Consider the following 19,629-nt stretch of genomic DNA (forward strand, 5'->3'; position numbering starts at 1 on the left):
CCCCGAGCGATGCGTGGGACCGGATTTGAACCGGCGGACCTCTACAGGACAGCGCCCTCAACGCTGCGCCGTTGGCCTGGCTTGGCTACCCACGCTCGCGGTGTTCTGTCGCGTCTCCACGTACCCTGTCCCCAATTAAAAGCCCTTCCATTCGAGGGAGCCGTGCCGGGGTTTCGCAGACCGGCGGGCGGCGCGCCGCCGTCCCGATCCGGCGACCGCGACCGGAACGCGTCGACCGCAACCGGCACGCGTTTGGGGGTCGCGTCCCTCCGTCCTGGCATGTCCGACTGGGCCCGCGAGAACGTCTCCGTGTTGACCGCCGTCGCCTCCGGCGTCGCGCTCGCGCTCGTCTTCGGCGCGGTGGGCGGCGTGATCCCGAGTTCGCTGCTCCCGCGCGCGAGCGACGCCGTCCTCGCCGCGATCCCGCACTTCAACGCCGCCGTCTCCGCGACGGCGATCGCAACGATCCTGCTCGGCTGGCGGGCGATCTCCCGCGGGAACGTGACGCGTCATCGGAACTTCATGGTGACCTCGTTCGCGCTGTTCGCCGCGTTCCTCGGGGCGTACCTCTACCGACTGATCCACGTCGGCACCACCGAGTTCCCCGGGCCGGAACTCGTCTACTCGTACGTGTACCTCCCCTTCCTCGCGATCCACATCCTGCTCGCGATCGTCTGCGTCCCCTTCGTCTTCCACGCGCTATTCCTCGCGGCGACGCGCCCGTACGCGGACCTCTATCAGACGCGGCACTCGCAGGTCGGGTTCGTCGGCGCCGTCCTCTGGCTGATCTCCTTCACGATGGGGATCGGCGTGTATCTGCTGCTGTACCACATCTACTGAGGAAAGACGCGAGAAGAGGACTACGCGTTCCGCTCTGCCTTCTTGTGTGCCGCGTAGAACAGCGGGACGAGCAGCGCGCCGGCGAAGCCGAACCCGAGCGCCAGCGTTCCGATGTCGCTCGCGGAGAGACCGCCGTCGGACCCGCCCGAGTCGCCGCTCCCGGAGCCACCGTCGCCGCCAGAGCCACCGCCGCTGCCGGAGCCGCCCTCGGCCTGCGGGTCGACGAGGTCGTCGTCGACGGACCCGACAGCCACGACGCCCTTCATTCCGACCGCCCGGTGGGGTTCACAGAGGTAATTGAACGTGTCACCGTCGCTCGCGTCCTCGAAGGTGTACTCGAAGGTCGTGCCCTCCTCCGAGACGGGCGAGCCGCTGTCGAACGTGCCATCGTCCGCGACGACGTTGTGACCGCCGCCCTGTCCGGTCCACTCCCAGACGACGGTCGCGCCCGGGTCGATGAGGATGGCGGCGGGGCCGAAGCGGAGCCCGTTCTCGCCCGCGCCGACCGAGACGGTGACCTCGTCCTGCCCGCGGTAGTCGTGAGTACCGTCGTAGTTGCTGACGCCCTCGAGCCACCCGTCGTACTGGGCGGCGGCGGTCCCGCTTCCGGCCGCGACCCCCGCCGCGACCGCCGCTCCGGCGGCCCCGGCGCGGAAGAATCCGCGGCGGCTCATCGACGCGGCGTCGCCCTCGGCGGCGTCGGTGTTCCCTGTCATGCTCGCACCTCTGACCGTGATCGTATTTAAGCCCCCGATACGTTCCGAGCGGGCGGCCCGGCGGCGAACGTGTGCGGGGCCGGCGCCGAGTCGGAAGGGTCAGTCGTCCGCCGGCGTCGGGTCCGATACCGGCGCGTCGACATCACGGTCGGTCGCCTCGCCCTCGACATCGAAGGGGTACTCGCCGGTGACACAGCCGAGACAGAGGTCCGCGCGGCTCTCGCCGAGCGCCTCCGCGACCGCGTCGATGGAGAGGTACGAGAGCGAGTCGGCGCCCACCTCCTCGCGGATCTCCTCGGTCGAGGCGTCGGCGGCGATGAGTTCGTCGCGCGTGGCCATGTCGATGCCGAAGTAGCAGGGGGCGAGGATCGGCGGCGCGCCGATCCGGAGGTGGACCTCCTCGGCGCCGGCCTCGCGGACCAGCTCGACGAGCTGCGTCGATGTCGTCCCGCGGACGATGGAGTCGTCGATGATGGTGACCGACTTCCCCTCCACGGTCGACCGAATCGGGTTCAGCTTCAGCCGGACGGCGCGCTCGCGCTCGTCCTGCGTCGGCATGATGAACGTCCGGCCCACGTACCGGTTCTTCATCAGCCCTTCGGCGAACTCCACGCCGCCGTCGTCCGCCGGCCGCGGTTCGCCGGCGGCCGTGGTCTCGCCCGCCGCGTCCGCGTAGCCGGAGGCGAAGGCGCGCCCGGAGTCGGGGACGGGCATCACCACGTCGGACTCGACACCGGACTCCTCCCAGAGCTTCCGGCCGAGCTTCCGGCGCACCTCGTACACGAGGCTCTCGTCGATGACGGAGTCGGGGCGCGCGAAGTAGACGTGTTCGAAGAAACAGTGGGCGGTCGCGTCGCGCTCGACCAACTGATACGTGTCGTAGCCGGTGCCGTCGGGGTCGAGGACGACGAGCTCGCCGGGTCGGACGTCGCGGATCAGCTCCCCGTCGAGCGTGTCGATGGCGGCCGACTCGCTGGCGAGGACGTAGCCGCCGTCGATCTTCCCGAGACACAGCGGGCGGTTGCCAAGCGGGTCGCGGACGCCCAGCACGGTGTCGTCGTGGGTGATCGCCAGCGAGTAGGAGCCGTGGATGCGGTTCATCGTGTGTTTGACCGCCCGCACGAGGTCCTCTTCGAGGAGGTTCCGCGCGAGGTCGTGGGCGATCACCTCGGTGTCGCCGTCGGAGGTGAACGCGTGGCCCGCGGCCGCGAGCTCCTCGCGCACTTCGTCGGCGTTGACGAGGTTCCCGTTGTGGGAGAGCCCGAGCGAGCCGGACTTGAACGACACCGAGAAGGGCTGCGCGCAGCTCTTGTCAAGGCTCCCGGCGGTCGGGTAGCGGACGTGGCCGATGCCCGTGCCGCCCGACAGCGACGCGAGGTCCCCCTCCTCGAAGGCGTCGCCGACGAGGCCGCGCTCGACGTGGCTGTGCTGCTGGAACCCGTCGTGCGTGACGATGCCGGCCGACTCCTGGCCGCGGTGTTGGAGCGCGTACAGCGCGTAGTACAGCGGTCGCGCGGCCTCCCGGTCCTCGAGCGAGACGCCGACGACGCCGCACTTCTCTCGCGGTTCGTCGCCGCCGTAGTCCCCACCGGCGTTCATGTACGCGAGGGTGAGGCGGGCGGCGATAAAAATCCTCGTGTTCGTGGCGTATCGCTCCGCTAATCGTGCGATGATATACGCGATCGTGGATAAAGCTCGGCTCGCCGGCGCGTCGTTACGCCCCCTCTTCAGCACCGACGAACTCGTCGAGGCGCGCGAAGTACGCCTCGCGGGGCACCTGATACGCGTCCCGGTAATCGATCTCGCCCCCGACGAACCGTTCCGCGACATCGACCGCGCCGGCCGCGCCCGCCTCGCGGCTCTCGTGCGTCTCCGCGACCGCCTCGATTTCGGGCTCCAAGAAGAGGACGACGTGCCACTCGTCAGTCGCGTACTGGCCCGAGCCGGGCCGCGCGTTGCGGGAGCCGTTCGTCAGGTAGATCGTCGGGAGACACTCGTCCGGGAGGTCGCCGCTCCCGAAGACGTCGGGGCGGTAGACGAGGATCGCCCGGCCGCTGGGCTCCTCGTTCCACACCCGCCACCCCTCCGGCAGCGATTCGAAGGTCATAGCCTCGCCTCGGTCGCGGAGGCTTGAAAACGTCGCGCTCGGGGAGAAGAATCGTTCCGCGGTCGACGGGGGGCCTCAGTCGACGATGTCCGATCCGCCCGGCGGGAGGAACTCCTGTAGCTGGTCCGCGCTCGCGACCTTCCGCACGAACGACTGGTCCGCGAACCGCTCTTTCAGATTCCGGTACGCCATCATCGCGGCGTCGTTCTGCGCGTACATCCCCGGTTCGAAGGTGAGGTGCGCGGCCGCGCGGTCGACGACGGCCGACGGCGGGCCGCCGATGGCGCGGGTGACCGGCTCGCACTGGACGCCGACGGCGATCCGGCAGGGGACGTCCTCGAAGTACGTCCGGTCGCCGCGGATCACGAAGCTCCCCTTCTCGATGTACTCGCCGCTCTCGGGGGTCTTCGACACCTGGTCGGGGTCGACCATGTACGCTTCGCCCGCGCCGCGGCCGTCCTTCCAGTCAGACGAGTAGGAGACGGCGAACTGCGCGGCCTCCCGCAGGGTCTCCTCCGAGAAGTCGACCGGATCGGCCGACTCCGACGGGCCCGAGGCCTTGAGGATCGTCACCGGCCCCCCGTGCGCCTGCGTGTGGAAGAACCGATCGTGTTTACCCATGTACTTCTTCACCAACTCCTCGTTCTGGTCGGCGTTGCGCCCGCCGATGACGAGGTAGCCGGTCGAGGTGCGGAACCAGCGGAACCGCTCGAACCAGTCGTCCGGGCTGCGGATCGGGATCGAAGAGCGGGAGAGCCAGTCGGTCTCGTACGCCTCGTCGTCGTCCTCGTCGTCGCCCTCTTCCTCGCCGCCGTCGTCGGCCGCCTGCTGTTCCTCCCACTCCGCCTTCCGTTCCTTGACCGCCTCCAGCTCCTCGCGGGTGGACTCGATCGCCGCCATCGCCCCCTCCTTCTTCTCCTCGACGCGTTTCGCCTCCCGGTAGAGGCGGTCGGCGTTGACCTCGACGCCCTCGCTCGCGTCGACCTCGACGCGGACGGGGTCGCCGTCATCGTCCTCGAGTTCCACCGTTACCGTCCCCTCGCCGCCGTCGACGTCGACGACGGCCTCCGCGGCCGGAATTCCCCGCTCCGCGCCGGCGTCGAGCGTCTCCGCGATCTCGTCCCACGGCACCTCGTTCTCGCGGGCCTCCCGCACCGTCGAGATCACCTCGTCGACGAGGTCGTAGTTCGCGTACAGCAGCTCCGCGCGCTCGCGCTCCGCCTGCGCCTGTTCCTCGAACCCCTCGATCGCGCCGCGCTGCTGTTCGATGATCCGCTCCTGTTTGGCGATCTCCTCCTCGAAGTCCGGGCGGGAGGCGCTCGCGTCGGCGGGGGCTTCGCCGTCGCCGGTCTCCTCGCTCCCCAGCCGGTGGAAGTACTCGTCGACGGCGGCGTTGAAGGAGTCGAACCCCACGCTCGGCAGGTCCTCGTGCTCCGCGAGCGGGAAGGGGGTCACGTCGACCACGCGGGGGTCGGCGTCATCGGCGCCGCCGTCGCTCCCGTCGCCGTCGATCGATTCCTCGTACACTCGGGGGTCGATGTCGCCCGAGCGAAGCCGTTCGTCGATCCGGGAGAGGGCGTCGTGGAGCGCCCCGAGTTGGTCGTCCGTCGCCTCCTCGATGGGCGTCTCCTTCGGCACGCCGGCGCGGGTACACACCTCCTCGGCGTAGAGGCCGCCGAGGTTCAACTGGGTGGCGAGGGTGCGCACCACGTCGCTGTCCGACTCGCGCATGTGCCGGTCGAACCCGCCGCGGCTCACGTCAAGGGGGTTGAGCCGCGAGGCAGGGTACTCGTACTGCGAGCCGGGCGCCACCGTCCGGGACTTCAGCCGGACCGTCGACAGCGCCCCGATCACCTCGCCCGTCTCGTCGAGCGCGGCGACGTTGCCCTGCCCGAACAGCTCGGCGACGAGCGTCGTGTTCTGGTCCTCGCGCTCAAACTCGAAGGTGAGGATGCGGTCGAACTCGTACTGCTCGACGCCCGCGAAGTCCGCGCCGGACAGCCGGTTCCGGAGCATCTTCGCGAAGTTCGGCGGGCGGCCCGGCGCGTCCGCGACGTGGTCTGGGTCGGCGGCGTGCGCGCGTTTGATCTCTCCGACCTCGATCATGAGCTCGACGCGACCGCGGTCGAAGTCGCGCAGCTTCAGCCGGAGCAGGTCGTCGTCGTAGAGGTACGCCTTGTCGACCTTCGCGCCCTCGTACCGGTTCAGCTCGGTGACGAGGGCCGCGAGGTCGATGCTCGACAGCTCCCGCTTCTGGTCCATACGTGATAGAGACCGCCGGGGCGGAAAAAGGCGTGTCGTTGTGGGATTCAGCGCGACGGTCGGCTCCCCGCGCGTCAGTTACCGTTGCCTTTCCCCTTGCCGCTGCCGAGGCGCTCGACGGTGTTGAGCGCGTTGATGATCCCGGCACCGAACTCCGAGTCGCTCTTGCCGTTCGCCCCCTCGGCGCCCTTCTGGATCGCCTGCTCGATCCGGCTCGCATTCGCGTTCGGTTCGAGTTCGCGGACGAGTGCAGCGAGGCCGGCGACCCCCTTCACGAAAGTTCGTCGTTCGAAGTTCATGTGAGTAGTCCTCGTGTGACGAGGTACCGATATTGTATCCTGATAGAGTATAAATTTTCATCAATGAATGACTCTGTACTAATCTAAATCCAAGTAAACAGAAAGGCGGTGGTCGCCAGAAACGTCAGTCGACGACGGTACGCGACGGGGGAGCGACTCCCGACGGAAGCGGGCGTGGGTTCGGTCGGCCGAGGGCCTACAGCCGCTTCGACACGTACGGCCCGTCCTGCCGGTAACCGAGCTTGTTGCGGTAGTACTCGCGGGCGCCGATGCCGGAGATGACCGCGACCTTGTCGTAGCCCGCGTCGCGAGAGAGCTCCTCGGCGCGTTCGAGCAGCTTCGTCCCGTACCCCTTATGCTGCCAGTCGCCGTCGCCGCCGATGCCGACCTCGGTGCCGTACACGTGGAGCTCGCGGATCAGCGCGGCGTCTTCGAGCTCCGGCCGGATCGGGTCGCTCTCGGTTCCCGGCGCGCCCGGCTGGTCGGGGGCGAACGAGGGGAACCGTAGTCGACAGAAGCCGACCAGGAGATCGCGGACGGGGTCCTCGAAGGCGATGAAGTGTTCCGTGCCGCCGCCGGCCTCGTAGGTGGTGACCGAGAGTTCCACGTCGTCCGGGTCCGGGTCGGCGTCGTTGTGGCCGACTTCGCGGGCGCGGATGTCGCGCTGGACGATCCCCTTCTCCTCGGCGCGCTGGGCGGCGAGCTGTCGGAGGTTCGACTTCTGGACGCCCGCGTCGATGAAGTCGGCCGGGATGTCGCGCTGGACGCGCTGGAGCCGCGTGTACTTCGGGATCAGGTCCATCACGTCGGCGACGAGGTCGGCCGCCTCCTCGCTCGTGAGCGGGTCGAAGTCGTCGCGCCGCCACCGGTCGTACACCCGCGTCCCCTCGACGACGAGCGTGGGGTAGATCTTCAGGTAGTCGGGGCGCCAGTCGGGGTTCTCGAACAGCTGCCGGAAGTCCTCCAGACACATCTCGCGGGTCATCCCGGGCTGGCCCGGCATCATGTGGAAGCCGACTTTGAACGCGGCGTCGCGCAGGCGGCGGTTGGCGTTCCGGCTCGCCTCGTTGCCGTGGCCGCGGTGCATCTCGCGGTTGATCCGCTCGTAGGTGGTCTGGACGCCGACCTCGACCTTCGTGCCGCCGAGGTCGAGCATCCGGTCGATCTGCTCCGGGTCGCACCAGTCGGGCTTCGTCTCGAAGGTGGTGCCGATGTTGCGGATCGGATTCGTCTCGTTCTCGGCGATCACGTCTTCGAGGTACTCGAACTCGGTCTCCTCGGGCGCGGGCGCGAACGACTCGCCCTCCGCGGGCTCCGGCTCCTTGTCGAGGTCGTAGTCGTTCATCGCCTGGAGCGCGCGCTTGACGAACCACTCCTGGTAGTCGTGCGAGCGCGCGGTCATCGTCCCGCCCATGAGGATGAGCTCCACCTTGTCGACGGGGTGGCCGATCTTGCGGAGCTGTTCGAGCCGGAGCGTGACCTGCCCGTACGGGTCGTAGTCGTTCTGCTCGCCGCGGGCCGCCGCGGGCTCGTGGCCCGTGTACGACTGCGCGGAGGAGAACTCTGAGGCCGGGCCGCCCGGGCAGTAGAGGCACTTCCCGTGCGGGCACAGTTCGGGGGAAGTCATGATCGCCACGGGGGAGACCCCGGACGCGGTCCGGACGGGCTTGCGCTGGACCACCTCGATCACGTCGTCGCGGTGCTCCGTCGGTGCGTGGTCGAGGATCTCGGTGTTCTTCGGCACCTTGGGGGAGCCGAACTCCGAGCAGGCGTCGAGCTTGGCGCGTTCGAGGTCGTCGCGCTCGATCTCGCCGTCGAGGATCCTGTCGACGAGGTGTTCGCAGGTGCGGACGAACGCCTCGGAGTCGGTGGGGTCCCCGGAAGCGGCGTCGTCGGACTCGGCGTCGCCCGCCGCGTCGGTACTCATTACTCTCCGATCCGCGAGTTTCGGGGTTAAGCGTGTCGCACCCGGGCGCCGACTCGGTGCGCCGAGCCGTTTACCACAGAATATATTAGTTAGTGGTATTACCGAGTGATTATGCCAGCGACACAGATGGAGCGGGCGCGACGCGGCGAGGTCACCTCCGCGATCGAACGCGCGGCGGCACGCGAGAACCGCGACCCGGAGTTCGTCCGCGAGGCGGTCGCCGAGGGGCGCGCGGTGATTCCGAACAACCACGCGCACGACGCGCTCGACCCGATGGTCATCGGCCGGGCGTTCGCCACGAAGGTCAACGCGAACATCGGAAACAGCGAGACGACGAGCGGCCGGGAGGAGGAGCTCGAAAAGCTCCACGCGGCGGTCCACTACGGCGCCGACACGGTGATGGACCTCTCGACGGGCGACGAGCTGGACGCGACCCGCGAGGCCAACGTCGCGCACTCGCCGGTGCCGGTCGGGACGGTCCCGATCTACGAGGCGGTCAAGCGGGCCGAGTCCGCCGAGGCGATCACCCGCGAGCTCCTGCTCGACGTCATCGAGAAACAGGCGCGGCAGGGCGTCGACTACATGACGGTCCACGCGGGGATACTGATGGAACACCTCCCGCTGACCGACGGCCGGAAGACGGGGATCGTCTCGCGAGGGGGGTCGATCCTCGCGCAGTGGATGGAGGAGAACGGGTCGCAGAACCCGCTGTACGCGAATTTCGAGGCAATATGTGAGATATTCGCCGAACACGACGTGACGGTCTCGCTCGGGGACGGCCTCCGGCCGGGCTGTGTGGCCGACGCGAGCGACGAGGCGCAGTTCGCCGAGCTCGACACCCTCGGAGACCTCACGCGGACCGCGTGGGACCACGGCGTCCAGGTAATGGTGGAGGGCCCCGGCCACGTCCCGCTGGACGATATCGCGGAGAACGTCGAGCGGCAGCAGGCGGTGTGCGACGGAGCGCCGTTCTACGTCCTCGGCCCGCTGGTGACGGACGTGGCGCCGGGGTACGACCACATCACGAGCGCGATCGGCGCGACCGAGGCCGCGCGGGCCGGCGCGGCCATGCTGTGCTATGTGACGCCGAAGGAGCACCTCGGACTGCCGGAGCCCGAGGACGTGCGGGACGGTCTCGCCGCGTATCGTATCGCGGCGCACGCGGCCGACGTGGCGAACGACCTCCCCGGCGCGCGCGACTGGGACGACGCGCTCTCTGAGGCGCGGTACGAGTTCGACTGGCGGCGCCAGTTCGACCTCGCGCTCGACCCCGAGCGCGCGCGGTCGTACCACGACCAGACGCTTCCGGGAGACAACTACAAGGAGGCCCGCTTCTGCTCGATGTGCGGCGCGGAGTTCTGCTCGATGCGGATCGATCAGGACGCCCGAGACGCGGACGGCGAGATGGCGTCGATAGCGGGATCAGAGGGGACGGACCTCGACGCGTCGCCGGCCGCGAGCGTGAACCTCCCGCCGGTCGGGACCCACGACACGAGCCGCGTGCCGGAGCGGATCGAGGTCGAGGGAGTGACGTTCACCCCGGAGACCACGGACGACGACTGATGCGGGCGGAGGGGCCGATGCGGGCGAGCCGCGGCCACAAGCGCGCGTCGGCGCGGGAGCGTCGAACCCGGCCGGTTTTAGGCCGCCACGCCCGTAGCCGCCGCCGTGCTACGGAAGGACCTCCTGCGCGTCTCCCGGGCGGGCGGCGGCTACCGCCCGCAGTTCACCGGGCGGGAACATCGGCCGCTCGCGGCGCGCGTGCTCGGGGCGTTCGAGTCGCACGTCGGCGAGCGCCGCGGCGACCTCGACGACGCGCTGGCGGACTTGGAGGCCGACGCGGCCGCGCGGAACGGCGACTTCAAGCTCGTCCGCGGGCTGGCGGCGCTCGTCGAGCGCGAGTGCGAGTTCGAGACGCGCGCGGCCGTCCCGCCGCGTCGCGTCCGGCGGGCCGCGTTCGAGGCCGCGGAGGCGGTCGGCGTCGCGAGCGAGGCGGAGCGAGAGACCGCGGTCGACCGCGCGGCCGACGCGCTTGGGATCGACTCGAGGGACGTGTCGGCGTCGCTGTATGCCGACCGCGACGTGAATCGGGTACTCGTCGACGCCGACGTGCGCTGGGACCCCGACACGCTGCTGGAGCAGTACAACCTCTCTCTGGCCCAGACTACGCTGTTCGACGCCACCGAGGTCAGAGTGCGGTCGAACGACCCGAAGCGGCTCGTCTCGGCGGTGAAGCGCCTGCGGCTGATGTACGAACTGGAGCAGACTCCCGAGGGCCGGGAGCTCGTCGTCACCGGGCCTGACGCGCTGTTCTCGCGCACCCGACGGTACGGGACCGCCTTCGCGAGACTGCTCCGGACCGCCGCGGAGTCCGCCGAGTGGTCGCTGGAGGCGACGATCGACGACCGCGGCCGCGAGCGAACGATGCGGCTCTCGGACGGCGACGTGACCGTGCCCGACGTGGAGCCGGTGGCGGAGCCCGACTTCGACAGCGGGGTCGAAGCGGACTTCGCCGGTCGGTTCCGCGGGCTCGACCTCGACTGGACCCTCGTCCGCGAGCCGGAACCCCTCGAAACCGGCGCGAGCGTCATGATCCCGGACTTCGCGTTCTACTACGACCACGCCGACTTCCGGCTGTTCTTCGAGGTCATGGGCTTCTGGACCCCCGAGTACGTCGAGAAGAAGCTCGGCCAACTCGCTGACGTGGAGGACGTGGACCTGCTCGTCGCGGTCGACGAGAGCCTTGGCGTCGGCGAGGAGGTAGCCGCACGCGACCACCGCGTCGTCACCTACTCGGGCGCGGTCCGCGTGAAGGACGTGGTCGACGTGCTCCGCGAGTACGAGGCCGAGTTCGTCGCGGACGCCGCCGCCGCCCTCCCGGACGCCTTCGAACCGGCGGACGACGTGCTCCCCCTGCGGGACCTCGCCGACCGACACGGCGTGAGCGAGGCGGCGGTGGAGGGCGGGCCGTTCCCCGCCCACGAGCTCGTCGGCCGCACGCTGGTCAGACCGGCGGTGTTGGAGCGAATCGACGACGATATCGACGACGGGGCGGCGCTGTCCACGGTGGAGGCGACGCTGGACGAGTACGGCGTCGACGACGCGAGCGCAACCCTCTCGACGCTCGGCTACCGAGTTGAGTGGGAGGGGCTCGGCGGCGGAACGGTGAGACGGAAGGAGTAGTCCGCGGTTCGCGAATTACTCGTCGGTGACATTGGAGATAGGTTTATATATCCTAACCGAACATTTTCGCAACCGAGGTTACGCATGGTCACGAACATCCAAACGCAGCTGCTGGGCAGAGACGTATCGTTCCCGGTCGAGGAGTCGCGCTTCGCCTACTGGCTCGTCGTCTTGCGTCTGATCGTCGGGTGGTGGTTCCTCCACGCGGGACTCGACAAGTTCCTCGCGTGGCCGTTCGACGCGAGCTGGTTCGTTGGCGGCGCGGCGGCGCAGACGAGCCTCGGCCCGGTGGTCACGCTGTTCTCCGACGGGATCCTGTTGTCGTTCACGAACATCATGGTCCCCTTGGGACAGACGCTGATCGGGTTGGGGCTGATCGTCGGCGCGCTGACGCGGCTGGCGGCGTTCTTCGGCGCGTTCCTGATGACGTTCTTCTACTTCATCAACGGCGAGACCGGCGGCTGGGCTCACGGCGTGATCACCGGCGACCTGCTCGGGCTGCTGATCTTCGCGATGATCGCCACGCTCGGGGCCGGGCGCGTGCTCGGCGTCGACGCCTACCTCGCGAAGACGTCGTTCGTCAGGGACCACCCGCGGCTGCGGTACTTAATCGGCTAACGAGGTGACGACGCATGAGCCAACTCACTACCATGGAACGAGTCGGACTGTACGGCGGCGGCGCGCTCATCCTGATCGGCACGGTCGGGATGGGGCTGCTCGAGATAGTCGCGGGAGCGCCGCACCCGGTGTCGGGAGAGGGACAGGTCGTCCACGAGACGCTGATAAGCCTCAGCGTCCGGTCGTACACCATCCTGCTGGGGCTGCTGCTACTGGCGGCGTACGGAATCACCAACCTCGCCACCAAACCGCCGGAGGACACGTCGATCTGACCCGCACGACCCGCTGGAGCGCCGTCGAACCGCGGCGCTCCGACGACTGACTTTTTACCGAACGCCGGGAGGACCGCTCACTCCACGACCGGCAGGTCCGCCCGGCTCCCCTTCGGGACCACGGAGCGCAGCTCGTCGTAGAGGTACAGCCCAACCCCGATCGGGACCGACTCGCCCGCGACCTCGTGGGTCGCGATCAGGTAGCCCCAGTCGCCGTCCCACTCGGGGAGGTCTTGGTCGTCACCCGCCGCGAACCGGGACGCCTGCGCCGGGTCCAGTTCGATCGCGTTCTTGGTCGCGAGGCGACCGAACCGCGAGACCGCCCGGCCGGTCGGCTTCCAGTGGTCCTGTCGCGTGCGCAGGAAGGTCATCCCGATCGCCTCGACCTCGCTGGGGTCGGTCGCCTCGCCGTTGAAGATCCAGATCTTCCCCGCGCCCTTCTCCCAGAAGGAGTACTCCGCGAACACCTCGGGGTCGATCCCGAACCGCTCCTCCCACCAGTCGAGGACCTCCGCGCGGCTCGCACGGCCCTCGACCTCGCGGTCCGCAGGGGTCGCGGGGAGCCGGTCGAACCGCTGGCCGTCGTTGGTGGGGGCGTCGCCCGCCTCTCCGCCGGTCTCGTCGCTCACGCGTCCACCACCCCGTCGGCGGCGGCCGCGCTATCGGTCTCATCGCCCGCCGCGCCGCCGACTCGAAGCTTCGCGCAGAAGAAGCCGCCCGTGTCGTTGCGGTGGGGGTAGATCCGCTGCGCGCGCGTCACCGACTCGTCGTACGTCTCCCCCTCCCACTCGGTCACGCCGGGGTCGGCGTCGAGCGGCAGGTCGAACTCGACCAGTTCGCAGTCCTCGTTCGCGAGGACGTGGTCGAGGACGGCCTCGTTCTCCTCGGGCGCGAACGTACACGTGGAGTAGACGACGACGCCGCCGGGGCGGGTCGCCTGGACGGCCCTCGCCAGGACGCCCTTCTGGATGCCGGCGACCGCGTGGACGTGGTCGAGCGTCCACTGGTCGAGGACGTCCGGGTTCTTCCGGCACGTGCCCTCACAGGAGCAGGGCGCGTCGACCAACGCGCGGTCGAACTCGTCGAACGCCAGCGGCTTCGTCGAGAAGTTGCGGGCGTCCTGGTTCGTGACGATCGCGTTCGTGATCCCGAGGCGCTCGGCGTTGTGCCGGAGCGCGGAGAGGCGCCCGAGGTTGTTGTCGTTGGCGACGACGGTCCCCTCGTCGTCCATCGCGTCGGCGATCTGGGTGGTCTTGCTGCCGGGCGCCGCGCAGGCGTCCCAGACGCGCTCGCCGGGTCGCGGGTCGAGGGCGAGCGTCGGCAGCACGGACACCTCCTCCTGCCCGTGAGTCCAGCCGTGGACGTACGGCCAGTTGCCGCCGGGGTTGCCGTCGGGGAGCCGGAAGAGGCCGTCGTGCCAGTCGACGGGCTCGTAAGCGACGCCCGACTCGTCGAACGCCTCGCGGACGCGGGCCGGCGTCGCCGCGATCCCGTTCGTGCGCACGACCGAGGGGAGGGGCCGGTCGCACGCCGCCCGGAACGCGTCGACGTCGTCGACGAGCGACTCGTATCGGTCGAGCGGATTCATGGCCCCCCTTTCGCGTCGGGCCGTTAGACCGTTTCGGGACGCGCGAGGTGCCTCCCGCCGCCGCACCTTTAGGTCGACCCCGGGCGTACGGCCGCACATGGCACGCATCTCCGTCCTCGACGACGGCGTCTCGCTGGACGAGCCGACGCTGATAGAGGGGTTCCCCGGCGTCGGGCTCGTCGGGAAAATCGCGACGGACCACCTGATCGACGCCCACGGGATGACCCACTACGCGAACGTCCACTGCGACGGGCTCCCGCCGGTGACCGTCTACCGCGAGTCCGAGACGGCCGCGACGACCCCGGTCCGGCTGTACGCCGACTCCGAGCTGGATCTCGTCGCGCTGCGCAGCGACGTCCCCGTGAACCCGGGGGCGGCGACGGAGGTCGCGGCCTGCCTCGGCTCGTGGTTCGACGAGATCGACCTGTTCCCGGAGTTCCTCTCCGGCCTCGGCCGCGAGAAGGACGAGGAGCCCCCGGAGCTGTACGGGATCGCGACCGGGAACGGCGCCGAGGCGCTGGACCGCGCCGAGGTGTCGGAGCCGTCGGAGTCCGGGCTCGTCTCCGGGCCAACGGGCGCGATGCTGGCGGCCGCGCTGGAGGACGACCGCGACGCGGTCGGGCTCGTCGTCGAGTCCGACCCGCAGTTCCCCGACCCCGAGGCGGCGCGGGCGCTCATCGTCGACGGCATCGACCCGATCGCGGGGATCGAGACGCCGACCGACGGGCTCGTGGAGCAGGCGACGGAGATCCGGAACGCGAAGCGCCAGCTCGCAGAGCAGATGCGACAGGCGACCGAGGAAAGCACGCAGGCCGAGCCGCTGAAGATGTTCCAGTAGGCGGGGTCAATCCGCTGCGTCGCCCTCCAGCTCGTCGAGGATCGGCCGGTACTTCAGCTGGACCTCGTCCCACTCGCGGTCGGGGTCGGAGTCGGAGACGACGCCGACGCCGGCGAACAGCGTGGCTCGACGGCGGGTTCCGACCGCGGACCGGATCGCGACCGCGAACGCGCCGTTGCCGGCGGCGTCGATCCAGCCCACCGGCGCGGCGTACCAGCCGCGGTCGAACGGCTCCGTCTCGCGGATCGTCGTCAGCGCGCGGTCCGGCGGGAGCCCGCCGACCGCCGGGGTGGGGTGGAGCGCCTCAACGAGTTCGAGGACGTGTCGGTCCGCGTCGAGCTCGGCGGTGATCGGCGTGTGGAGGTGTTGGACGGTCGCGAGTCGTCGAACCCGACGCTCGCCCGCGGAGACCGACGCGGCGAACGGCTCAAGCTGGTCGCGGACCGTCTCCGCGACCAGCTCGTGCTCGTGAACGTTCTTCTCGTCGTCAAGGAGCTCGCGCGCGAGCCACTCGTCTTCGCTCGGCGTCTCGCCGCGGCCGGTCGTCCCGGCGAGCGCGTCGGTCTCGACGGTCCGCCCCCGCAGCGAGACGAGTCGCTCCGGCGTGGCGCCGAAGAAGGCGCTCTCCCCCGCGGCGGGCTCGAACCAGTAGCGGTGGCAGTCGGGGTACTTCTCGGCGAGGCGTTCGAGGGTGGCCGCCCGCGGGAAGTCGGCCGCGAGGTCGGCCTCCAGCGCCTGCGCCAACACCACCTTCTGAAGGTCGCCGTCGGCGATCCTGTCGACCGCGGCGCCGACGCTCTCGCGCCACGCGTCGCGGCTCGTCGTCCGGCGGCTCTCGCGGATCCCCGGGCGAGGGGGCCGGGAGCCGGCGGCCGCGGTCGGCGACCCGGCGTCGACGGCGTCGAGGGCGGCGAACCGGTCGACCTCGCGGGCGAGCCGGTCCTCGACGCCGTCGACGCCGGCGTCCGGCCCGACCGCGTTGACCGTGAGCCACGCACCGTTGTCGGCGTAGGTCAGCTGGACCCGCGGCAGGACGAACCGGGCCTCCGGAAACGGCGCCCACGGCTCGCCGTCGCAGGCGCCCTCGTGGAAGGCGAACCCGCCGAACACGCGGGGGCGGGCCGCCTCGGTGCCGGCGTGGACGTCGCCGGACTCGAACAGCTCCGTCGCCGACTCGCGGATCGCCGCGAACCGGTCGCCCCCGGACGCGGTCAGCGTCGCGGCCTCGCCGCCGCCGATCACCAGCGCGTCGTCCGGCGCGCTCCACGTCGTGCGCGGGGTGGGAAGCGCCTCGAACGCCGCCGCGAACGCCGGCTCGACGACCTCGGTGGTCCGGCTGACCAGCGGCGACGACGACCGCGAACGCGCCTGTTCCATGCGTATCGAGTCGGGGACGTGGACCCTTTATCCTGACTATCGGGGCGGAGGACCGGGGGAACTCGGGCGACGACGCGGACGGGCCGAGCGCGACCCCGGGGGGCGCTCAGCTGTAGCGCTCCTCGTTCCAAGGGTTCGCCGTGTCGCTGTACCCCCGCTTCTCCCAGTAGCCGAGTTCGGGCTCGGTGAGGAACTCGACGCCCGAGACCCACTTCGCGCCCTTGTACGCGTACTTGTGCGGCGTGACGACGCGGATGGGGCCGCCGTGGTCGGCCGGGAGGTCGTCGCCGTCGTAGCCGTAGGTGAGCTGGACGCCCGGCTTCGTACACTCGTCGAGCGGGAGGTCGGTCGTGTAGCCGTCGAGCGCGTGGAACATGACGTGTTCGGCGTCGTCGCGGACGCCGGCGCGCTCGGCGAGGTCGGCGAAGGAGACGCCCGTGAACTCGCAGTCGAACTTACTCCAGCCGGTCACGCAGTGGAAGTCCTGTCGCTGGGTGACCGACGGGAGGTCGCGGAACTCGTCGAGCGAGAGGGAGAGCGGCTCCTCGACCGCGCCCCACACCTCGAACTCGAACGTCACCGGGTCCCACGAGGGCGTCCCGCTCTTCGAGAGGACCGGGAAGCCGTCCGTCTCGCGCTGGCCCGGAGGGAGTCTGTCGTCGCCGTACTCGCGGTAGAGGTCGGTGAGGTCCTCGGCCGCGTCGACGCCGGAATCGGTCATGAACCGCCGTTCGGCCCGGACCGACGTATGAATGTCGCTCTCAGAGGACGCGCTGGGGACCCGCGAGTGTCGCCCTCGAACGGCACGGACGCCCGGCGGCGAGACGCCGGTACCGCTCGGCGGGGGATTCGTACAAACCTAACCGACCTTCAGAAGAACAAAAATGAACTTTCGAGTCTCTGCTTTGAGTTTTCATATCTCCGGATCTGCGACGCCAATTTTATATACGCCATGCCACAAGACCCGGACAGCAAATGCCACAAGTGAAGATAACCGTGCCGGAGCATCTGGAGATGCAGATCGCCCAGATGGTCGAGGAAGGAGAGTTCCTCAACCGCGAGGAGGCGGTCGAGGAGCTGTTGTCGACCGGCATCAAGGCGTACAAGACGAGCGGCCCGCGAGACGACGACGACTCCAACGGGTTCGAGGACGAGGGGATGATGGGCCACGAAGACGAGTACGTCTTCTGACCGCGCGGCTCCCTCGGTCGAGGTCTCCGCGGCGCAGAACCGTGCGTACCGCCCTCAACAACGCTTAAAGGGCCTACGACCCGTATCCGTGGGTATGCACAAGGACGAGCTGCTTGAGCTTCACGAACAGATGGTGACGATCATGGAGCACTTCCGCGCGCAGGAGACGGTCGACGGGTCGCTGTTCGACCCCTACGACGAGCTCGAAGTCGACCCCTCCCACGTCCACAAATCGAAGAGCGAACACAAACACGCCGTGTTCGTCCTCGGTAACGCCTTGGCGAACGCGATGAGCGAAGACGAGTTCTCGCCCGCCGGCCGCGTCGGCAAGCGGATGGAGGAGCTGGCCGACGACGCCGAGAACAAGATCTGACTCGTCGGACGCTTTCGCCCGCCTGCTCGACCTCGCATTACGCCCGACCCCGTACCGCGTTCGACCCCCGTTATTGATGTGTGCGCGGCCCCGTCGAACCTGACATGGTCGCGGACGCGCTGGCGTCGGACACCGTCCACCTCGCCGCCGGCGGCGTCGCCGTCGCCGTCGCGCTCGCCGCGGTGTTCCTCGCGGATCGACGAGGGGCCGACTGGACGCGGACGCTCCGCTCGCGGCTCCTGCTCGGTGTCCCGTGGGGGACGCTCCTCGTTGTCGCCGGCGTGATCGGAGTGTACCTGTTCGTCCAGTCCGGAATCGACGACCCGAACCGACCGGTCGTGATCCCGTTCCGGTCGTGGTCATACTTCTACCCGGAGGGGCTCGTCTGGTCCAGCTTCGCGCACGCGGGCCGCGGACACATCACCGGGAACCTCCTCTCCGCGCTCGTCGCGGGGAGCCTCGCGGAGTACGCGTACGGCCACTTCCCCGAGGGACGCGAGGTCGGCGACCGGGAGCGGGCCGCCGTCCGGTCCCGCCGACTCCCGGATCGCCTGCGAGGTCTCCCGGGTCGAGTCCGTGAGATGCCGAGTCGAGCCCGACGGCTGCCGAGCCGGATCCGCGCCGTCGAATCCCCCGGCGAGAACCCCTACGTCCGTGCGTTCCTGATCGTCCCCGGCGCGGCGGTCGCGTTCGGCCTCGTCTCCGCGCTGTTCGCGTTGGGGCCCGTGATCGGCTTCTCCGTCGTCGTGTTCGCGTACTGGGGGTTCGCGCTCGTCACGCGTCCCGTCGCCGCGGTCGTCGCCACGACGGGAACGGCGCTCGTCGGCGTCGTCTACGACGCCCTCCGGACGCCGGTGGCGTTCGCCGAGGCGTCCCCATCCTACGGCGCCCCGGGGTGGGCGAACGTCGCGATCCAAGGGCATGCGCTCGGGCTCATCGGCGGCGCCCTCGTCGCCGTCGTACTCCTGCGGCGGCGGCGGACTCGAGGGCGGGACGACGGAAAACGCAGCGAGGACCGCGACGCGGGCGCGACCCCCGGTCGGTGGCGGTTCCATCCGAATGCCGCGCCGGACCACGACGGGTCGCGCGCGGACGCGTCGGAGCGCACCGCGCTCGTCGTCTTCGGGGCGCTCCTGCTGTTCGGCGCCTCGCGTCGGCTGTGGGCGGTGTACTGGTACCTCGGCAACGAGCGGTACCAGCTGTACCGCGCGGTCGGCGTTGGGCTGCTCGCCCTGCTGGCCGCGATCGTCGCCGTCGCGGCCGCCTCGCGCGACGACCCGCTCTGGCCGTCCCGAGCGGTGCCGAAGCCCGAGACGCTCAGAGACGGGATCCGGTCGTCGACGCCGGCGGCGGTCGGACTGGTCCTGCTCACGGCGGCGCTGGCGGCCGTCGCGGGGCCGGCCGTCGTGCCGAACCTCGTCACGGTCGAGGACGGCGACCTCCCGGGCGACCCGATCGAGGTCGAGGGGTATCAGGTGACCTACGCGGAGAACGTCGAGGACCGACTCGTGGGCGTCGTCGACGTGGAAGCGTTCGGGCGCTCGACGTCGGTCAACACGTCGGGGGTGATCGTCAGCGACCCCGACCGCGAGATATGGACGACCGCCGTCTCGAAGGGGAACCTCGCGTTCTGGGGGTACCGCGCGGTCGACGTGGGGGGCACCGGCTGGCGGGAGACCGTCTGGGTTCAGCGGGTCGGCTGGGTCGCCGCGAACGGCGGTCCGGCGTACCGGGTCGACGTGGTCAGGAACGAGACGAGACGGACGCTGTTCACGAGCGACCCCGCCCGGGCTGAGCCCCGGATCGACGGGCGGAACGTCGTCATCGCGGCCACGCCCGACGGGTTCGAACTGACGGTTGCCGGCGGCAGCGGGAACAACGTCACGGCGCCGCTCCCGGCCGCGAACGAGACCGAGACCGTCCGCGGGATCACGTTCGTTCGCGAGGGCAACGCCGTGTTCGCGCAGCGCGGCGAGACGCGAGTGCGGATCGCACAGCGGGAGCGGTACGAGGGACAGCGGTAGCCCGCGCCGGCGGG

The 19,629-nt window shown here is 69.9% G+C and carries 18 protein-coding genes, 1 tRNA gene and 1 pseudogene; 9 read left to right on the forward strand and 11 right to left on the reverse strand.

Annotated elements, in window-relative coordinates:
• Positions 1–10 precede the first annotated feature (10 nt).
• Positions 11–95 (reverse strand) — tRNA-Leu (locus tag EO776_RS08675).
• A 184-nt stretch (positions 96–279) separates the two neighbouring features.
• Between EO776_RS08675 and EO776_RS08680 the strand changes: the two genes are divergently transcribed.
• Positions 280–840, forward strand: a complete 561-nt coding sequence (locus EO776_RS08680) for a DUF420 domain-containing protein (RefSeq protein WP_086215564.1) — start codon at positions 280–282, stop codon at positions 838–840.
• Positions 841–860: 20 nt separating this feature from the next.
• Here the strand turns inward: EO776_RS08680 and EO776_RS08685 are convergent, their stop codons facing one another.
• The 6 genes and pseudogenes from EO776_RS08685 to EO776_RS08710 form a co-directional block, all read right to left on the reverse strand.
• The gene (locus tag EO776_RS08685; protein WP_094521346.1) at positions 861–1,556 is read right to left on the reverse strand and encodes a halocyanin domain-containing protein; all 696 of its coding nucleotides are present in this window, start codon (positions 1,554–1,556) and stop codon (positions 861–863) included.
• A 99-nt stretch (positions 1,557–1,655) separates the two neighbouring features.
• Entirely contained in the window at positions 1,656–3,155 is a 1,500-nt protein-coding gene (gene purF, locus EO776_RS08690; protein ID WP_049929348.1) for an amidophosphoribosyltransferase, read from the reverse strand.
• 115 nt (positions 3,156–3,270) lie between these two features.
• The gene (locus tag EO776_RS08695; protein ID WP_086219139.1) at positions 3,271–3,663 is read right to left on the reverse strand and encodes a DUF5820 family protein; all 393 of its coding nucleotides are present in this window, start codon (positions 3,661–3,663) and stop codon (positions 3,271–3,273) included.
• Between the two features lie 75 nt (positions 3,664–3,738).
• Complete coding sequence (gene rqcH, locus EO776_RS08700) at positions 3,739–5,925, reverse strand: ribosome rescue protein RqcH (protein WP_129452388.1); 2,187 nt, start codon at positions 5,923–5,925, stop codon at positions 3,739–3,741.
• A gap of 74 nt (positions 5,926–5,999) precedes the next feature.
• Positions 6,000–6,191, reverse strand: a pseudogene (locus EO776_RS08705) (S8 family peptidase); the annotation flags it as partial.
• 229 nt (positions 6,192–6,420) lie between these two features.
• Positions 6,421–8,151: a tRNA uridine(34) 5-carboxymethylaminomethyl modification radical SAM/GNAT enzyme Elp3 gene (locus EO776_RS08710; RefSeq protein WP_089307548.1), complete on the reverse strand. Its 1,731-nt coding sequence runs from the start codon at positions 8,149–8,151 to the stop codon at positions 6,421–6,423.
• Positions 8,152–8,277: 126 nt separating this feature from the next.
• On the opposite strand from EO776_RS08710, the gene thiC reads away from it, so the two are divergent.
• From thiC to EO776_RS08730, 4 genes are all read left to right on the forward strand, one after another.
• On the forward strand, positions 8,278–9,714 hold the full coding sequence (gene thiC, locus EO776_RS08715; protein ID WP_094521348.1) for a phosphomethylpyrimidine synthase ThiC: 1,437 nt from the start codon (positions 8,278–8,280) through the stop codon (positions 9,712–9,714).
• A gap of 105 nt (positions 9,715–9,819) precedes the next feature.
• Positions 9,820–11,334: a DUF790 family protein gene (locus tag EO776_RS08720; RefSeq protein ID WP_094521349.1), complete on the forward strand. Its 1,515-nt coding sequence runs from the start codon at positions 9,820–9,822 to the stop codon at positions 11,332–11,334.
• Positions 11,335–11,418: 84 nt separating this feature from the next.
• Positions 11,419–11,952, forward strand: a complete 534-nt coding sequence (locus EO776_RS08725) for a DoxX family protein (RefSeq protein ID WP_049929340.1) — start codon at positions 11,419–11,421, stop codon at positions 11,950–11,952.
• Between the two features lie 14 nt (positions 11,953–11,966).
• A complete protein-coding gene (locus EO776_RS08730) occupies positions 11,967–12,224 on the forward strand; it encodes a hypothetical protein (RefSeq protein WP_241897902.1) in 258 nt (85 codons plus the stop codon).
• Between the two features lie 77 nt (positions 12,225–12,301).
• On the opposite strand, the gene EO776_RS08735 is transcribed toward EO776_RS08730, so the two are convergent.
• On the reverse strand, positions 12,302–12,853 hold the full coding sequence (locus EO776_RS08735; RefSeq protein ID WP_049929338.1) for a DUF7122 family protein: 552 nt from the start codon (positions 12,851–12,853) through the stop codon (positions 12,302–12,304).
• A complete protein-coding gene (locus tag EO776_RS08740; protein WP_049929337.1) occupies positions 12,850–13,812 on the reverse strand; it encodes an RsmB/NOP family class I SAM-dependent RNA methyltransferase in 963 nt (320 codons plus the stop codon). The genes EO776_RS08735 and EO776_RS08740 overlap by 4 nt, the downstream gene beginning before the upstream one ends.
• 97 nt (positions 13,813–13,909) lie before the next feature.
• On the opposite strand from EO776_RS08740, the gene EO776_RS08745 reads away from it, so the two are divergent.
• Positions 13,910–14,650: a proteasome assembly chaperone family protein gene (locus EO776_RS08745; RefSeq protein WP_094521350.1), complete on the forward strand. Its 741-nt coding sequence runs from the start codon at positions 13,910–13,912 to the stop codon at positions 14,648–14,650.
• A 6-nt stretch (positions 14,651–14,656) separates the two neighbouring features.
• Here EO776_RS08745 and EO776_RS08750 read toward each other — a convergent pair whose 3' ends face one another.
• Both EO776_RS08750 and EO776_RS08755 read right to left on the reverse strand, forming a co-directional pair.
• Complete coding sequence (locus EO776_RS08750; RefSeq protein WP_099288881.1) at positions 14,657–16,027, reverse strand: isochorismate synthase; 1,371 nt, start codon at positions 16,025–16,027, stop codon at positions 14,657–14,659.
• Positions 16,028–16,133: 106 nt separating this feature from the next.
• Positions 16,134–16,748, reverse strand: coding sequence for a sulfite oxidase-like oxidoreductase (locus tag EO776_RS08755; protein WP_094521352.1), 615 nt, complete (start codon positions 16,746–16,748; stop codon positions 16,134–16,136).
• Positions 16,749–17,002: 254 nt separating this feature from the next.
• Between EO776_RS08755 and EO776_RS08760 the strand changes: the two genes are divergently transcribed.
• From EO776_RS08760 to EO776_RS08770, 3 genes are all read left to right on the forward strand, one after another.
• Complete coding sequence (locus EO776_RS08760) at positions 17,003–17,218, forward strand: DUF7120 family protein (protein ID WP_049929331.1); 216 nt, start codon at positions 17,003–17,005, stop codon at positions 17,216–17,218.
• Positions 17,219–17,312: 94 nt separating this feature from the next.
• Positions 17,313–17,591 carry a UPF0058 family protein gene (locus EO776_RS08765; protein WP_008442749.1) on the forward strand — a complete coding sequence of 93 codons (279 nt, stop codon included), beginning with the start codon at positions 17,313–17,315 and terminating at the stop codon, positions 17,589–17,591.
• Positions 17,592–17,695: 104 nt separating this feature from the next.
• Positions 17,696–19,615, forward strand: coding sequence for a rhomboid family intramembrane serine protease (locus tag EO776_RS08770; RefSeq protein ID WP_094521353.1), 1,920 nt, complete (start codon positions 17,696–17,698; stop codon positions 19,613–19,615).
• Positions 19,616–19,629 lie beyond the last annotated feature (14 nt).

The sequence above is a fragment of the Halorubrum ezzemoulense genome, assembly GCF_004126515.1.
Lineage (GTDB): Archaea > Halobacteriota > Halobacteria > Halobacteriales > Haloferacaceae > Halorubrum > Halorubrum ezzemoulense.

Coding starts and splice junctions, on each gene's coding strand:
- EO776_RS08725 (WP_049929340.1), top strand. CDS start 11,419: ATGGTCACGAACATCCAAACGCAGCTGCTGGGCAGAGACGTATCGTTC.
- EO776_RS08680 (WP_086215564.1), top strand. CDS start 280: ATGTCCGACTGGGCCCGCGAGAACGTCTCCGTGTTGACCGCCGTCGCC.
- EO776_RS08695 (WP_086219139.1), bottom strand. CDS start 3,663: ATGACCTTCGAATCGCTGCCGGAGGGGTGGCGGGTGTGGAACGAGGAG.
- EO776_RS08750 (WP_099288881.1), bottom strand. CDS start 16,027: ATGGAACAGGCGCGTTCGCGGTCGTCGTCGCCGCTGGTCAGCCGGACC.
- EO776_RS08740 (WP_049929337.1), bottom strand. CDS start 13,812: ATGAATCCGCTCGACCGATACGAGTCGCTCGTCGACGACGTCGACGCG.
- thiC (WP_094521348.1), top strand. CDS start 8,278: ATGGAGCGGGCGCGACGCGGCGAGGTCACCTCCGCGATCGAACGCGCG.
- EO776_RS08685 (WP_094521346.1), bottom strand. CDS start 1,556: ATGACAGGGAACACCGACGCCGCCGAGGGCGACGCCGCGTCGATGAGC.
- EO776_RS08770 (WP_094521353.1), top strand. CDS start 17,696: ATGGTCGCGGACGCGCTGGCGTCGGACACCGTCCACCTCGCCGCCGGC.
- EO776_RS08710 (WP_089307548.1), bottom strand. CDS start 8,151: ATGAGTACCGACGCGGCGGGCGACGCCGAGTCCGACGACGCCGCTTCC.
- EO776_RS08765 (WP_008442749.1), top strand. CDS start 17,313: ATGCACAAGGACGAGCTGCTTGAGCTTCACGAACAGATGGTGACGATC.
- rqcH (WP_129452388.1), bottom strand. CDS start 5,925: ATGGACCAGAAGCGGGAGCTGTCGAGCATCGACCTCGCGGCCCTCGTC.
- EO776_RS08760 (WP_049929331.1), top strand. CDS start 17,003: ATGCCACAAGTGAAGATAACCGTGCCGGAGCATCTGGAGATGCAGATC.
- EO776_RS08755 (WP_094521352.1), bottom strand. CDS start 16,748: ATGACCGATTCCGGCGTCGACGCGGCCGAGGACCTCACCGACCTCTAC.
- purF (WP_049929348.1), bottom strand. CDS start 3,155: ATGAACGCCGGTGGGGACTACGGCGGCGACGAACCGCGAGAGAAGTGC.
- EO776_RS08745 (WP_094521350.1), top strand. CDS start 13,910: ATGGCACGCATCTCCGTCCTCGACGACGGCGTCTCGCTGGACGAGCCG.
- EO776_RS08730 (WP_241897902.1), top strand. CDS start 11,967: ATGAGCCAACTCACTACCATGGAACGAGTCGGACTGTACGGCGGCGGC.